The organism is uncultured Porphyromonas sp., from assembly GCF_902489635.1.
In the GTDB taxonomy this organism is placed as follows: Bacteria; Bacteroidota; Bacteroidia; order Bacteroidales; family Porphyromonadaceae; genus Porphyromonas.
Genome location: NZ_CABUAN010000013.1, coordinates 30,066 through 47,040 on the forward strand (window position 1 = coordinate 30,066; position 16,975 = coordinate 47,040).

The 16,975-nt window shown below is 49.6% G+C and carries 8 protein-coding genes, 1 tRNA gene and 1 rRNA gene; 4 read left to right on the forward strand and 6 right to left on the reverse strand.

What is annotated here, in order from left to right:
* Positions 1-775: 775 nt before the first annotated feature.
* From infB to RDM37_RS04055, 6 genes are all read right to left on the reverse strand, one after another.
* Positions 776-3,952 (reverse strand): translation initiation factor IF-2, encoded by a 3,177-nt coding sequence (gene infB / locus RDM37_RS04030; RefSeq protein WP_308555218.1) that lies wholly within the window; start codon positions 3,950-3,952, stop codon positions 776-778.
* A 107-nt stretch (positions 3,953-4,059) separates the two neighbouring features.
* Complete coding sequence (nusA, locus tag RDM37_RS04035) at positions 4,060-5,439, reverse strand: transcription termination factor NusA (protein WP_299369039.1); 1,380 nt, start codon at positions 5,437-5,439, stop codon at positions 4,060-4,062.
* A 68-nt stretch (positions 5,440-5,507) separates the two neighbouring features.
* Positions 5,508-6,005, reverse strand: coding sequence for a ribosome assembly cofactor RimP (locus RDM37_RS04040; RefSeq protein WP_308555220.1), 498 nt, complete (start codon positions 6,003-6,005; stop codon positions 5,508-5,510).
* 354 nt (positions 6,006-6,359) lie between these two features.
* Positions 6,360-6,617 carry a 50S ribosomal protein L27 gene (rpmA, locus tag RDM37_RS04045; protein ID WP_293965569.1) on the reverse strand — a complete coding sequence of 86 codons (258 nt, stop codon included), beginning with the start codon at positions 6,615-6,617 and terminating at the stop codon, positions 6,360-6,362.
* A 19-nt stretch (positions 6,618-6,636) separates the two neighbouring features.
* A complete protein-coding gene (gene rplU / locus RDM37_RS04050) occupies positions 6,637-6,954 on the reverse strand; it encodes a 50S ribosomal protein L21 (RefSeq protein WP_293965567.1) in 318 nt (105 codons plus the stop codon).
* Between the two features lie 129 nt (positions 6,955-7,083).
* Positions 7,084-7,155 (reverse strand) — tRNA-Arg (locus tag RDM37_RS04055).
* Positions 7,156-7,442: 287 nt separating this feature from the next.
* Here RDM37_RS04055 and RDM37_RS04060 point away from each other — a divergent pair.
* From RDM37_RS04060 to RDM37_RS04075, 4 genes are all read left to right on the forward strand, one after another.
* Positions 7,443-8,210, forward strand: a complete 768-nt coding sequence (locus tag RDM37_RS04060) for an ADP-ribosylglycohydrolase family protein (protein WP_308555222.1) — start codon at positions 7,443-7,445, stop codon at positions 8,208-8,210.
* Between the two features lie 559 nt (positions 8,211-8,769).
* Positions 8,770-10,383, forward strand: a complete 1,614-nt coding sequence (locus RDM37_RS04065) for a T9SS type A sorting domain-containing protein (protein WP_308555224.1) — start codon at positions 8,770-8,772, stop codon at positions 10,381-10,383.
* A gap of 902 nt (positions 10,384-11,285) precedes the next feature.
* Entirely contained in the window at positions 11,286-14,834 is a 3,549-nt protein-coding gene (locus tag RDM37_RS04070; RefSeq protein WP_308555226.1) for a leucine-rich repeat domain-containing protein, read from the forward strand.
* 1,751 nt (positions 14,835-16,585) lie between these two features.
* Positions 16,586-16,975 (forward strand): 16S ribosomal RNA (locus RDM37_RS04075); the annotation flags it as partial.

Consider the following 16,975-nt stretch of genomic DNA (forward strand, 5'->3'; position numbering starts at 1 on the left):
CCCTCCTGCGGAGGTCACAAACGACGTGTATTCGTATCACCTCCTGCGGAGGTCACAAACGACGTGTATTCGTATCCCCTCCTGCGGAGGTCACAAACGACGTGTATCTGTAATATGGATCCCCTCCTGCGGAGGTCACAAACGACGTGTATCTGTAATATGGATCCTTCGTATCACCTCCTGCGGAGGTCACAACAGATGACAATGACATTTCGCTCTCAGGCTTAGAGAGGAACGACCGCAGCGCGGTCGGACGGATCCTAGCCCCCAGTCGGAGGGCATAGCCCGAACGACTGGGGGAGCCGATGGGTACACCCCGCATAACGACCTCCCCTCGTGGGAGGTCGGACTATATATAGCTAAGGTCGTTGATATGCAAGGCGTCATGCACATCTTCAAGCTTTTGTGTCACTAGCCTTATATAGAAGCATTGCTGTCCGATAAATGTTTTTCAACGGAAGAAGAGTTTCTTATTTCATCAGACAGCCGATTTACTCACTGAAAAACATTTGCTTAGGTGGCGACACTGTTGAAAAACCAGTGATATTTGAAGGTCAAGAAGACGTTTTGCCCAAAAGGGAGACTTGGAAAGCAAAATCAGAAAGCTCAACCGCTTCAATTCAGCGATTGAGTCCCCTCGGTATGCCCTTTCTGACTTTTATCGGACAGCAATGATATGAAACTAACAGAGGCTGGGGATGAGACAAAAGAAAAGTGGCGGCCGCTCCTCTGTGAGAAGCAGTCGCCACTTAGACAAATGTGTTGGGGTAGGGGACTAGAGCTTGCGCCGAACTTCGATCTCCTCAAAGGACTCGATGATGTCGCCCACCTCCAGGTTGTTGTAGTTCTTGATATTGATACCGCACTCGAGACCTGAGACCACTTCCTTGGCCTCGTCCTTGAAGCGCTTGAGTGACTCCAACTGACCCGTATGGATGACCACACCATCGCGGATGACGCGCACCTTGTCGGTACGCTTGATCTTGCCATCGGTGACCATACAGCCGGCGATGGTGCCGATCTTGCTGACCTTGAAGGTCTGCAGCACCTCCAGATTGGCTGTGACCTGCTCGCGAATGTCTGGCGAGAGCATGCCCTCGAGCGCATCGCGCACATCTTCGATAGCATCGTAGATGATGGAGTAGGTGCGGATCTCGACGCCCTCCTGCTCGGCGAGTTTGCGGGCCTGAGCACTAGGACGAACTTGGAAGCCGATGATCACAGCGTCGGATGCCGTAGCCAGCTGGATGTCTGACTCGGTGATCTGACCGACACCCTGATGGATGACGCTCACCTGGATCTCCTTCGTTGAGAGCTCGATGAGGGAGTTGGCCAGTGCCTGTACGGAGCCGTCCACATCACCCTTGATGATGAGGTTAAACTGCTGGAAGTTGCCCACAGCGATGCGACGACCGATGTCGTCGAGGGTGAGCATCTTCTGCGTACGCAAGCCTTGCTCACGCTGTAGCTGCTCACGCTTGACCGCTAGCTCACGAGCCTCCTGCTCGCTCTCCATGACGTTGAAGTCATCGCCTGCCGTCGGCGCCCCATTGAAGCCGAGGATGGAGACGGCCGTGGATAGCCCAGCGGTGTCGACACGCTTGTTGTACTCGTTGTACATAGCCCTGACACGTCCGTAGTAGCTGCCAGCTAGGATGAAGTCTCCGATGTGGAGGGTGCCTCGCTGGATCAAGACGGAGGCGAGGTAACCCTTGCCTTTGTCTAGTGAAGACTCGATGACGGAGCCGGAGGCACGACGATGAGGATTGGACTTAAGCTCGAGGAGCTCAGCCTCGAGGAAGATTTTGTCTAGTAGATCAGGGATGCCGATGTTCTTCTTCGCAGAGATCTCCTGTACCTGGTACTTACCACCCCAATCCTCGACGAGGTAGTTCATACCAGCGAGCTGCTCGCGGATCTTATCGGGGTTGGCACCGCTGACATCGATCTTATTGATCGCAAAGATGATCGGCACGCCAGCGGCACTCGCATGGTTGAGTGCCTCGATGGTCTGAGGCATCACGGCATCGTTTGCCGCAATGACGATGACCACAATATCTGTAATCTGCGCACCACGAGCACGCATAGCGGTAAAGGCCTCGTGACCAGGTGTGTCTAGGACGGTGAGGCGACGACCATCGGAGAGGGTCACATTGTACGCACCGATGTGCTGCGTGATACCGCCCGCCTCGCCTGCGATAACGTCCGAACGACGGATGCAGTCGAGTAGTGATGTCTTACCGTGGTCTACGTGACCCATGATGGTGATGACAGGTGGACGAGGCTCTAGATCCTCAGGTTTGTCTGGCTCCTCGTCGGCGGTGATCGCCTCGACGACGTTGGCCGATACGAACTCGGTCTCGTAGCCAAACTCCTCGGCAACGATATTGATCGTCTCGGCATCAAGACGCTGATTGATCGACACCATCATGTCGATACTCATACAGGTGGAGATGACGTCGGTGACGGGTACGTTCATCATGTTGGCTAGGTCGCTGACGGTGACGAACTCAGTCAGCTTGAGTACCTTCTCGTCCTGTGTGGAGAGCTCCTGCTCACGCTCAAACTCGGCACGACGTGCCTCGCGCTTCTCACGTCTAGACTTAGCAGCACGCCCGAAGACGGTCTGCTTGTTGTTGAGCCGTGCTAGGGTCTCCTTGACCTGCTTAGCTCTTAGCTCGTCCTGCTCCTCGGGAGTCAAGACAGGCTCCTGACGTCTGCTCTTACGTCCAGTGCGACGCTCGTTGCGTCCTCCGCGCTCACCTCGCTGTGGAGCTGCTGTGTGACCGCCCTTCTTGCCTGAGCGGTCGTCCTGTATCTTGGCACCTTCGCTCTTGACATCGACAGCTCCTGAGGAGATGCGCTTGCGCTTGCGACGACTGCTCTCTTTGTCCTTGTTAGACTTGCGAGAGCGAGAGCTGCTAAAGCTACTGAGGTCGATCTTGCCGACCACCTTGAGCTGTGGCTCGTCCTCTTTCTTAGCAATGCGGAAGATCTCGGTCGCATCCTCACCCTTGGGCTCGGTAGGAGTCTCGGTGGGTGCACCTGCTTTGGGAGCTGGTGCGGGTGTCTCCTGGGCAGCTGGCTCTGATGCGGCAGCGACTGGTTGCTCGGCAGCCTTCTGCTTTGGCTCTTCCTGGGCAGGCTCGGGCTTAGCCTCGCTCTGTGCAGGTTCCTTAGAAGCAGCGGGTGTGGACTCCTTAGAGGCGTCGCTCTCCTGCTCCTTAGACGAAGCCTTCTCAGAGGGCTTGGTGCTTTCTGCGGGCTTAGCCTCGCTCTTTGTTTCTTTTGTCTCTTTTGTCTCGGGAGCCTCCTTAGTCTCCTTGGTTGGCGTAGTGGCCTTCGGCTGCTCGGTTGTCGTGCTTGCCTTCGGCTTGGCAGGCTCCTCCGGCGTAGTCTCCTTCTGCTTAGCCGTGCTCGCGCTTTTGGGCGTGCTTTTGGTCGTACTCTTAGTCGTACTCTTGGTCTTGCTCGTCTTAGCTGTTGCCTTAGGCTTGGCAGGCTCCTCTTGAGTAGCCGTGGAGGCTTTGTCTGTAGAGGCCGAGATGGGGTTGTTGTGCTTGTCGAGTTCTATACGTCCCACGACGTTGACCTGTGAGGTGCTTGCCGTGGTGGGGATGTCTGGCTCTGCCTTGCCCTTCTTAGCTGCTGAAGCTTTAGCCTTGGTGGGCTGCTCCTCGGGGCTATTCGCTTCGGTCTTTGCTGTCTTGGCAGGCTCCTCTGCTTTAGCCTTAGGCGCACTCTTGCTGCGGAGAAACTTCTTCTTGGTTCTTTCCACAGTCTCCTCATCAAAGGTCGGCGTGAAGTCGCGCAAGACGAGATTAAATTCATCCTCCGTGATGCGTGTGTTGGGGTTGTTGTCTACCTCCTTACCCTTGTCGTTAAGGAAGGAGACAAGCGTGTTGACTCCGATGTTGAGTTCTTTGGCTAGGCTAAACAGTTTTATGGACATATATTTCTCTTGATTGCTCGTCTACGGGTGGGGTTCGGTATTTCTTATCCTTAATGAATGGGTCCAGTCACGGTCACCCCTATACAGTGGCTGGTGGTGTGCTCTGCTTACTCCTCGGTGGCTTCGTCTTCCTTGAGGTCTTCGATGATCGCCTCTGCGATCTCACTTTGCGTAGGCACGGGGCTCTTGAGCAGGTCAATGTTTTCCTGTGGTAGCCCCATCTCCTCTAGCTCCTCAAGGTCAAACTCGGACGAGAGGATGCGGAGGACACGGTCGATGGTCTCTATCTCCAGATCGGTCTTCTTAAGTAGCTCTGAGCGAGATGTGGTCAGGACGGCACGAGCCGTGTTGAGACCTATGTCTAGAAGCATCTTGATGACCCAGTCCTCGATCTCATCGCTAAACTCGGAGAGGTAGATATCCTCCTCGGTCGTATCAGCTGCATCACGGAATACCTCAATCTCAAAGCCTGTCAGGACGGACGCTAGCTTGATGTTGCTGGCGTTCTTACCAATAGCTAGAGGCACATCCTCTGGACGTAGGTAAACCTCTGCCTTGGCGGTCTCTGGATAGAGCTCGATCGAAGAGATCTTAGCCGGACTCAGCGCACGCTGTATGAAGAGACTATCGTTTGCCGTGTAGGTGAGGACGTCAATGTTCTCCCCATGTAGCTCCCGGACGATGCCACGTATGCGGCTACCATTCATACCGACACAAGAGCCGACGGGATCGATGCGATCATCGTACGACTCGACAGCAATCTTGGCGCGAACGCCTGGGATGCGTGCTACACGCTTGATGGTGATCAGTCCGTCAGCGATCTCGGGGACGTTGATCTCGAAAAGACGCTTGAGGAACTCAGGGCTAGTGCGTGAGAGCGTGACACGAGGGTTATTGTTCTCATTATCTACACGAGCTATGACGGCATGGACGCTATCGCCCTTGCGGAAGTACTCGTCAGGGATCTGCTCACTCTTGGGCATGATGAGCTCGTTGCCATCCTCGTCGACGAGGAGAGTCTCACGCTTCCACACCTGATAAACTTCGGCCGTGATCAGCTCTCCTACACGCTCTATGAAGGTTTGGTAGAAGTGCTCCTTCTGCAGATCCAAGATCTTGCTCGAGAGGGTCTGGCGTAGATTGACGATGGCACGCCGACCGAAGGAGAGGAAGTCTACCGAGTCGGTCACATCATCTCCGATCTCTGCCTCGGGATCTATCTCACGAGCCTCCGTGTAGGCTACCTGCTCGTTCTCCCGCTCGACAGCGTCGTCAGCAACCACCTCGCGGGTACGCCAGATCTCAAAGTCTCCGCTATCCGCATTGATGATCACGTCAAAGTTGTCGTCTGAACCAAACATCTTAGCGAGGATGCTCCGGAAGGAGTCTTCTAATACGTGGAGCATCGTCTCCTCGTCTATGTTCTTTAGCTCTTTGAACTCAGTGAGTAGAACCTTTAAGCTCGTTGCTTCTTTCTTTCTAGCCATATATGTATGTTGGGTCTCTGTCTGTGGGACTAGTATATCTAAGTAATGGTGGGGGAGGGGGATCGCTATCAGAGTGCCTTGTCTAGGTCGTACGAGATGCGCTTGAGCTGATCATGCTCGATGCGGTGTGGCTCGATGATCTGCTGCTTTTTCTTCTTCTTGCCATCCTGTATGGTCTCTGTGCGCTCGATCTCTAGGACGACGTACTCGGGGAGCTGATCAGCACCCCGCGCACCGACCTCTAGGAGCTTGCCGTGCCACTTCATGCCTGACGCATCGACCGCCTGCACGGGTGCCTCCAGATGACGTGTGTACTGCTCGTAGACCTGCCACGGATCGGAGAGACTGGGTGACGACACCTCGAGGGCATAGTCCTCCTCCTCGTCACGATCGTGTAGCTGCGTGATGGCTCTAGAGATCTCGACACAGCGAGAGATGGGCAAGCCTCCCATGGCATCGATCACTACGCGGATCTGATCCCCTGGGCTACTAGTTATCTCCACGATGAACTCGTCCTCGTGAAGCATCTGCTCTATTTCTGTGCGGAGTACTGCTAGATCTATCATGATACTCGATGGTTTATATACAAAAAGGAGGGAACCGCTGTCGCATGGCTTCCTCCTCCATACCTAAGCTGAGTCAACTGCTCGTGAGCCGTACGACCTCAACCGGTTCATTACGATGCAAAGATAGTAATATTTCTTCAGATAGCACACTGTCTACCCGATGCAAGGTAAATAATCCAGAGGAGCTGCCTAGGTAATAATGAGACTGTTGCAAAAGTCAACAGTCTTAATGTTGGAAGAATGAAAAATGTCAAGCCCCTCTACCTCATAACCCTTACTAAACGAAGGGATAGGAGGCGGAGGGGCTGTTGTATTGTGTAGCGTAGAGCTTAGCGATGTGTCACTAAGTGATGACTACTCGTGTGCCGCTACAGAGACGAAGCTACGATCTCCTCTCGTCTGAGTGAAGACGACCGTACCGTCTGTCAGTGCATAGAGGGTATGATCCTTGCCCATGCCCACGTTCTCACCTGGGTGGTGCTGCGTACCTCTCTGACGTACGATGATGTTACCAGCCTTACAGGCTTCGCCTCCAAAGATCTTAACGCCTAGGCGTTTGCTTTCGGATTCGCGTCCGTTCTTGGAGCTTCCTACACCTTTCTTATGTGCCATGATTCCTTAGAGTCTTTAATTATCCTACGATTTGCTTTACTAGTATCTCGGAGAATTGCTGGCGATGCCCTCTGAGCTTGCGATAGCCCTTTCTCCGCTTCTTATGAAAGATCAGCACCTTCTCACCCTTGACGAGTGGAGATACCACCTCACATACTACCTGTGCGCCCTCGATCGTCGGGGCACCTACTGCGACTGCTCCGTCCTTGTCTAGGAGCATAACCCGGTCAAAGGTAACCTCTGCACCCTGCTCCGCCTCGCGGATATGATGCACGAAGAGCTTGCGACCCTCCTCTACCTTAAACTGCTGACCTTGGATTTCAACAATTGCGTACATTACGTTCGTCTGTTACTATTATTATATAGTCCCGTAAGGTGGCTGCATACTATCGACGAGCGCTTGACAAACCTTACTTAGGAAGTAAATCGACTGCAAAGGTACAAAAAACTTGACACCCCGCAAGCGTACCCCCGCTGAGAATCGAACTCAGATCTAAAGTTTAGGAAACTTCTATTCTATCCGTTGAACTACAGGGGCCTTTGCATACCTGCACGCTGGCGTGCGCCACAGCTCTGTGCAAACAGCCTCGTACAGTCGCCACCGCAAAGGTACGCAATAAAAACGTACCGCCGCACACACCGCCCGCAATCTCAACTCCGCAAATATCACGAGTAATGATGTGTAGGGACGCACGGCTCGTGCGTCCGTCCCCGTTAAAACCACGATGCTGTTGATACAACCGACCTCCCGACGGCTTGCGTCCCGATGGTCTGCATCCCGACTCGCAGGGAAACATTATCTTTGTGCCAAACAACAAGCAAGTTATGTTAGGAGCAATAGTAGGAGACATCGTCGGATCACGATTTGAGTTCGCAAATACCCACCGCACAGACTTCGAGCTCTTTGCCGATGGATGCAACTATACGGACGACACAATCTGCACCGTAGCCGTTGCCGATGCTCTACTGAGAGGGGCGGACTTTGCCGATACCTTGCAGACCTGGTGCAGGCGCTACCCCCATCCTAAAGGAGCCTACGGCGGACGCTTTCATCAGTGGATCTACACGACCCCACCAGTGCCGTATCGCAGCTTTGGCAATGGCAGTGCTATGCGCGTCTCACCCTGTGGCTGGCTCCCCACTCGCGACGCCGTCCTCTCGCAAGCTAAGGCCAGCGCCGAGTGCACCCACAACCACCCCGAGGGGATAAAAGGGGCGGTCTCTATCGCAGACGCCATCTACCAGCTCAGAGGTGGGGCGAGCAAAGCCGACCTCAAGAAGCATCTCGAGGAAACCTATCACTATGACCTCACACAGCGGGTCGACGACATCCGGGAGCACAACAGCTTTGACGAGACTTGCCAGGTGACCGTGCCACAAGCGATAGTCTGTTTCTTAGCGGGGCGCACCTTCGAGGAGGTTATTCGCCTCGCCATCTCCATCGGTGGCGACAGCGACACCATAGGAGCTATCGCCGGGAGCCTCGCCGAGGCGCACTTCGGGATACCCGCCGAGATAGAGCAGCGCGCCCTCGCTTATCTACCCGAGGATATGCGCCAGGTCGTCGACACCTTCCGCCAGACAATCCGATGACACGAGTGCCTGGAGCTATCAAGTGACGAAAGCCTCCTCAGACTACTATTATATATACGTCCCTGACCGAGCAAAAAACGAACTCTTGAGCGCGGGTTCCGACTCCCACGGAGGAAATCTCCGATAGCTCACTAGGAAATGAAAATTCTTCACCGAGGGGCGAAATAAAACTTCGGAGGAATGAAATGAAACTTCGGAAGAATGAAATCATAAGTCCGAAGAATTTTCCAGTTCCTCCGTGGAGAATGAACAATCTCCACCGAGAAATTCCCGATTTCCTCCCTGCGTGGTCGTACCCCCACCTGTCAGACATCCCCGCTGTACGCTCCCACGGCGAGCCTCTCGTGATATCCGCCGCATCCAGTTGCGAAAGCTATTGCAAAAGAAAAGATAAACAGATATCTTTGCAAACAGAAACTGAGGTGTAGCTTGTGGGCTGATGTAGCAAGCATCAGCCCAAATGCTCCTCTTCCTATAGGCCTAGATTTGTCGTATAATCAAGCCCAATTGGAGAGTCCCGTACAACAAAGTAGACTAACTTACTAAACATACAATACTTATGAATAAAACGACTACTTATCTACTCTCCATCTTACTCCTCCTTGCTACGAGCTGTGGTCTCTTTGCACAGTCGGAGTATACAGATAGTCTCCTATTGAGTACTAACCTCAAGAAGGGAGAGACGCTCTATCTAATCATTAGAGCTGATGAGCTCAATATCGAAGGTGCTAAGGGAGAGTTCACTAGTATGGGCATCTCTGAGTATGAGATCGAGCGTGAGGGGGAGCCTCTAAAGATCAAGGGTAAAAACATCTCTATGCTAGACTGCTCTAACAATCAAGTGACAGCTCTAGATGCCTCTGCTGCCCCTTCACTAATGAGCTTAGTCTGCAATAGCAATAAGGTGCAGTCACTCATCCTTCCTAAAGGCGATAAACTGAAGGTGCTAGGGTGTGCTAATAATGAGCTATCCGACATTGACCTAACAGATGTCAAGGGACTAAGAAGTCTCTCTTGCGCCAATAATAAGCTATCGACTTTGCATCCACAGGAATGTGTAGCATTGGAGAGCCTCATCTTCGGACACAATAAGATAGAGCAGATAGATCTCCGCCACAATGTAGCCCTCAAGGAGCTATCCTGTGTCAGCAATCAACTTGCCTCCATAGATTTATCCCTCAACACATCCCTCGAACTCATCGACTGTGATAGCAACAAGATAAAGGAGCTAGACGTGACGCGCTGCTTAGAGCTACGCTCACTACGCTGTCAAGCTAATGGCATTAAGAAGCTTGACGTGACAAAAAATAAAAACCTCTCTGCTCTTTACTGTGCAGGCAATCAACTAACAGAGCTAGACCTCGTAGATCACAAAGAACTGCTCTTCTTAAACTGCGGACTCAATAAGCTCTCTAGTCTAGATCTAAGCGACTGCTCGAAGCTATTGGAGTTGATGTGCTATGAGAACGAGCTGACACAACTAAACTTTGGCCCTGACTCTCAACTAACACAATTGTGGTGCTATGGTAATAAGCTGACAGAGCTAGATGCGACGCAGCATCCTAATCTCTCTAAGTTATCTTGTTTTGCCAATAAACTGACCTCTCTAAATCTCTCTTTCTGTCCAAACCTGCAGGAGCTGTCTTGCTTTAGCAACAATATCGAAGAGATAATCCTACAAGACAACAAGATGCTGGTTACGCTCTCCTGCTTTAGCAATCAAATCAAAGGAAAGAAGATGACTGAACTCGTAAAGAGTCTATCTGATGCTCCAGAGTTCTTTAACGCTAAGCTGTTTGTCATCTGCACGAAAGATCCAAATGAGAAAAACATCTGTCTCACGAGTGATGTTGCCATTGCTAAGTCCAAGCATTGGACTGTCGGGGATTATGATCTAGACAATGACTCCTATGTTGACTATGGAGGTAGTGAAGTGGGAGTTTACAGCCCTGCACCTCAAGACTGCAAGGTGTATCCTAATCCAGCTAGCGACTACGTTATATTGTCCGGATTCGCTTATGGAACAGAGGTGACCCTGTGTGATCTATCGGGGAAAGCTTTACGTACTTCTCGCATTGTAGCAGATGAGAACCGCTTAAATGTTTCTGACCTTCCGCGGGGGGCATACTTGCTCATCTCGACAGAAGGCGTTCAGTCGCTTATACTTCAATAAGAGGTTTTGACTGTCGCTCACTAGTTTGTATCTTTGCGGTGGAGTTCATCGCTATGGGCGGTCTTCTTCACCCGAGACGATAGCGGTTTCAGTCCGAAGTCTCAAAAGCACACAGCCTCTACTCTCTCGGTAGGGGCTGTTCTTTTGTCGCTCAGTTTTGAGTGGCTCTCACTACTTCCTTGACGACAGACATTGCCTAGTTAGCTCATAAGCGTCCCTTACTTGTAGAGAGGAGAGCTCCAGTACAGCTGATAATTCTGCTGCTCGTTGAGCAGGTTTGTGATGATATTTGTGGAGTCTATAGCTAGTTCGTACCTTTGGAGTGCAAAACACGATGAACTATGACACGAGACGAGCTGATCAAGCAATGCCGATACTACAAGGGCGAGGAAGAGTGCCCCTTTGACGGTATAGACCAAGACAAGACTGCCTTTTGGTCCTATGAATATATCTGGGTGAATAATTTTAAGGGAGACTATATTGACGAGCAAATGACTCAGTCTAGTTACCTTGCCTTCCCCCCTGTCGCGATGGCTAATAGGGGAGAGTTCTCTTCTGTCCCCGTATCTTTTCAGCAACTGCTCTTGAATCGTTATATGCACTGGTTGGGAGGCTATCGGTCTTTGGAGGATGATGTCGAGAGTTTTGTGGATTGGCTTAAAAGCTCCTATCTACAACAATGACTATCGAGCGAACGCCTTCATCTAGCATAGCCAGTATGAAGTACTGCAAAGCTAGAGCCCGAACTCATTCCTACATGACGAGCGGAATTAGAATTGTGCCATCGTACAAAGAGTTCTTTATTTGAGAAATAATGCTACCTTTGACCTGTACGTATAGTGCAGGCTCAATAGTGCCTGCAGCAAAGCGAACAGTTGTCTAATCTATAAAACAGGCTTACTATGAAAAGAGCATTGTTACTAGCATCGTTGCTTTTACTCCTTCTTTCGCTGGATACGAAGGCACAAGTACGTCCGACGACGCCACTTTTGGATGCCACTACCGAGAAGCAGAATGGCGAGTACTTGGCAATTCAAATCTCATCAACAGACTACTTCTGGATAGACTGGGGAAGCGGTGTCCCCAAGCGCTATACCAAGGGGAGCTATGGTGAAGAGAACCCGATCTATGATAAAGTGTCGGGTAGCAGCATCAAGATTTATGGAGAGTCCATTTCGCACATCCTGGCACCTTCGGGTGGATGGACGCAAGCCACGGTCGGGCTATCGCTAAAGCTGCTAAATATCGACTTGAGCAATAGCCCTCTTGCCAAGATCGATCTCTCAGAGGCAGCACTACTTAATTCGCTGAACGTCTCCTATTGTAAGCTACAAGAGCTGCCTCTAGGCAAGAAGAGTAAGCTTACCTACTTGTGGGCTCAGGGAAATCAACTATCATCCATAGATCTAAGTGGATGTAGTAGTCTTCAAAACATCGACATCTCTCAAAATCAATTAGCGGGTACTGTCACACTAAGTGCAAGTATTGCTAATGCAGACTTGTCGGACAACAAACTAACGGAAGTAGTGCTTGCCCCTGGGAGTCAGATGATGGATCTCTCTATTCGCAACAACCAGCTGAGTAGCTTTTCCGTATCTGAGGCACCTCATCTGCGTATGCTTGATCTTTTCAAGAATCAGCTTACGGCTGTTAGCCTACAGGGCAAGCTGCAAGAGTTGGTCGCCCTCAATTTGGGGAAAAATCAAATCACCGATATCGATCTGACACAATGTACAGAGCTTCGCGGGTTAACTCTCTCGTACAACCCGATGAAAAAGGTCGATCTATCTCCCTGTAAAGAGCTTACGGCTATATCTATCCACCACACCTCTCTTACGGAGCTCGACCTTTCGCATACCATTAAATTGAAAAACATCGAGGCGATGAATGGCAAGCTCACCTCGATAGATCTCTCTCCATGCTTGGAATTGATAGAGGTATGGCTCTCACAAAACTCTCTGGCAGATGTGAAGCTTGCGCCTAACAATGAGAGCCTCCTCTGCCTTCAATTAGCAGGGAATAAACTTACTCCCGAAAAAATAGAGAGCATCATAGAGACGCTCCCAAATATATCGGATGTGACAGTCCCCTCCTATCAGGCAGACTATCTTAAGCATCTCTCTATCCGCTACAATCCCTCCACCGATAAAGCAAACTTAAAGCCTGCACAGGACAAGGGATGGACACTGGACGTGAAGCCCAATGATAGCTATCCTTATCTGTCGTTTGCTACTCAAAAGTCAAAAGACGCAGATATCGAGATCGCTGTTACAGCCCCTATGGGTAGTGACATCCAATTCTGGGGAAATGAACAAAAAACAATTAAGGCAGAGAGTGCTACTACTGTACTAAAAGAGGTCACTCTCCAGGATCAACAATCGTACTGCTTGGAGAGCAAGGCTACTAAGCTTGATTTTTCCAAAGCAAACCTGTCGGAGCTTGAACTATATAACTGTAGCGACTTAAGCTCTTTGCAAGTACAAGGTGGTGGCCTTACGTCATTGGATCTAACACAAGCTCCTCAGTTAAAAGAGCTTTACTGCCTTCAAAACAACCTTTCGGCTCTATCAATGACAAAGCTAATCCAATCGTTGCCAGATAGGAGTGCTTCGAATGACGGTGTTATTTATGCGATGCACCTTGACGAGACTTTGGAAAAGAATGTCTGTACAAAAGAGCATGTGGATGAGGCAAAACTAAAGGGGTGGAGCATAAAAGCTTGGGATCCCTCTAAGGAGCAATATGTGAATTATGTACCTGCCGCTGTCCCTGTCTCAAGCTCTATCGCACTTACAACCGCCAAAGCAGTCGGCGAAACGATCAGCTTGGCTGTAAAGTCTGAGGGAAAAGTCATTGCTACCGGTATAAAAGAAAAGATTGTTGCCGATGGTAATAACCAAACTTACACACTGACCGCACAGACGGTTACGTTGCAGGGGGATGTAGAGGTATTTCAGTGCAACAATAACTCGTTGACCTCCATCGAGCTGTTTGAAGCGGAGAAGCTTAAAGAGCTAAGCTGCTCTAGCAACGAATTAACAGCACTGGATGTCAAGGGCTGTCCGAACTTAGAAAACTTGATCTGCGCAAGTAACCAGATTGCCGCTCTTGATCTTTCTGCTTGTAAGAAACTTACCAAGCTCTTATGTCACGCTAATCAGCTGACAGAGCTTAACCTATCAGCATGTCCTAGCTTACAATTTGTTTGGTGTCAAAGGAATCAAATCGCGTCCTTAGATCTTTCTAACTGTAAGAATCTTCAGAAGCTTAAGTGCGGGGACAATAAACTGTCTACCTTAGACACCAAACCATGCGAAGCACTTACCGATTTGTTTTGTGAAGGTAATCAACTAACCAAGTTGGATGTTTCTAATTCTACCAAATTAGTTCATCTGTGGTGTAGTTCAAACCTTTTGACTGACCTGGACATTTCAGGTTGTGAAAGCTTGACCCAGGTGTATTGCTATACAAATAAATTAGTCTCCATAAAAGCATCACAGTGTCCTAAGTTGACTCATCTGTGGTGTAGCAATAATCAGTTGACCACATTAGATATTTCTCAATGCCCAAGTCTAAAACAGTTGTACTGCTATGACAACAAACTGAGTACTATAGATCTATCTAAATGCCCAGATCTTATGTCGCTTGAATGCTATAAGAATCAAATTAGGACACTGGACTTCTCTAAGTGTCCCCAGATCTGCTACATTTATTGTGAAGACAACCAGATAGCCTGCAGCCAAATGGAAGCTATCATAGCCTCGCTCCCACAAAGACATCCTGATGACGATGCAACATTCATTGCCGTTACAGTGGCGGAAGACCAGAATCCTAATGTAGGAAATGTGATAACAAAATATGCGGTCAGCATGGCAAAGTCGAAGAATTGGGAAGTCTATTCTACTGTCAACGCCGGAGATGATGAAGTGACTCCATATGACGGACGAGACGGAAACTGTGTCGATAACGTACTCTCCTATGTAGTAACGGTTTCGGAGAATGCAAACGGAAGAATAGTCATCAAGGGAACGGAAACTCTTGAAGCTGTACCTTATGGTACAGAGCTCACCGTAGAGGTAGCTCCCGAAGCTGGCTATGAGCTGGACAAGCTCATGGCAAACGATGAGGACATCACCGCCAGTAAGCGATTCGTTGTGAAGAGCGATGTTAAGGTGACCGCCACATTCAAGACTGGTGTTGATGCTGTCACACGTGAGAGCATCTCGCTATACCCGAACCCTGCTAAATCCGAGGCAAACTTGCTCGGCGTAGCACCCCAAACTGACGTGATAATCTACGGAACGGATGGTAGACGACTCCAAACGATTACAGCCGATCAAGACGGGCATGCCGTACTGCTCCTTGAAGGACTTCCCGAAGGCACATACTTAGTTTCTTTCCTTGACAGAGCTGGTGTACTGACGACACGTCAACTAACCATCAAGCGGTAAGGAGCAAACAATAACTAAACGCAGGTCGCTCTTTGTAGGGGATCTGTCAATTCTACAAAAGGCACGCACTTTTCGATGGAAAAGCGCGTGCCTTTTGGCTGTTAGCTGTTAGCTCTTGGCAAGTTCCACTGCGTCTGTTACTGCGTCCCTACACGGTGCAGTATCACTTCGATACCTCCGATCACTCCGACCTCCGATCTCTAACCTCTAACCTCTAATGACTCTCCGATGGATAGGACCTCGCAAGAGGTCCGACGCATGGTAGCCGTCGGTCGGAGGGGCTACAGCCCCGAACGACCCATGGGGGCAAGACAATAGCAGTTTGTCGACCCCTTGTGGGTCGGACTAGACGTAGCTTATAGTTACAGTCCCAGTCCAATCTATTCTTCATTTGTCGTTACGTGTAGCTCCTGACAGAGCGATTATGATGCGTCAGCCCTGACTGGGGAAACCTAACGCCAGCTTACTACAATAATTCATATTTGACTACATATCGAAACTGTGCTATGTCGGGAAAAAGTGATTTCCACGTGGATATTTCAAAATCTCCACGTGGAGAATTTTTATTTCCCAGGTAGGAAATAAAAAATTCCTCGGAGGAATCAAATGAAACTTCGGAGGAAATGAATGACGCCCACGTGGAAAATAAAAAATATCCACGTGGGGATTTGAGATTTTCCACGTGGATATTCGAGAAAGGAGGAAATCGGACGAATTTCCCTGTAAAGATATGTTATTAGAGATTAGAGGGCTGACACATTATATGAGACTGTTGCAAAGGCAACAGTCTCTATATATAATGCCCTCAACTATTCCTCGCTTGTCGCTAATATGTAGCTCCTAAAAGAGCGATTATAATGCATCCGCCGAAAAAAGTTGGTCGAAAGTTTGGTGGTTTCGGGAAGTTGTATTACCTTTGCACTCGCAACTCAAAAGAACGGGTCTTCGGAGGTGTCTGGAGAGCCTTGAGTGGTGAGCAAGTTTTGACGACTAGAGAGTTGCTTGTCAGCTTCTTTGTCGAGGTCTTAGGTCCTAACGGACACTATATATAATAGGAACCCTCGCAAATGCGATCTAGGTACCCCTATATATAAGATGTCTCTAAGAATTCGATTTAGGTACTCCTATATATAATAGGTGCCAGACACAGGGATGAGGCTCTCGAAAAAAAAAACTTCTCCGAAAATTTGGTGGATTCAAAAAGTTGTCGTACCTTTGCATTCGCAACTCCAAAGAAAGGGTGGTCGGAAGTGTCCGATACATGATTGGAGATTGGTGACGACGACGGCTGATCGAGACGCTAGCAGAGCTAGCTTAGAAGCTCGCTTGTGAAGCCGGTTAGAAGCTTGCTTAATACGAGCTTCCGGCAGATAGAAATCGATCGGCGAAAAAAACTTCTCCAAATATTTGGTGGTTTCAAAAACTTGTCGTACCTTTGCACTCACAACCCGAAAGAAAAAGCAGTTCGCTCTTCACAGGTTGAAGGGGTCTTGAGCTGGAGCTCCTAACGAGGGCTAGGCTTACGGGAATTATAGAAGCGATCTTTGATATATTTCATAACTAAACAATCAAAGTGTAGTGATCTAGAGCAAGTTCTAGATCAAGCAATACCTAAGACAATCAAAATCTAGGTCTACACTGCGAGGACAATAAGCATAATAGCACAATAATCATCTTAGAGACAAGGCTTGAGTGTAGCAATAGCTACTGGGTCTTGTGTTATATACAGAGAACAAACAAACAAAATACTAACAATGGAGAGTTTGACTCTGGCTCAGGATGAACGCTAGCGATAGGCTTAACACATGCAAGTCGAGGGGCAGCGAGATGTAGCAATACGTCGTCGGCGACCGGCGAATGGGTGAGTAACACGTATGCAACTTACCTCTTAGTGGTGAATAACCCGATGAAAGTCGGACTAATACACCATACTCTCCTTAGATCACATGAGAAGAGGAGGAAAGATTAATCGCTAAGAGATAGGCCTGCGTTCCATTAGCTAGTTGGTAAGGTAACGGCTTACCAAGGCAACGATGGATAGGGGGACTGAGAGGTTGACCCCCCACATTGACACTGAGATACGGGTCAAACTCCTACGGGAGGCAGCAGTGAGGAATATTGGTCAATGGGCGAGAGCCTGA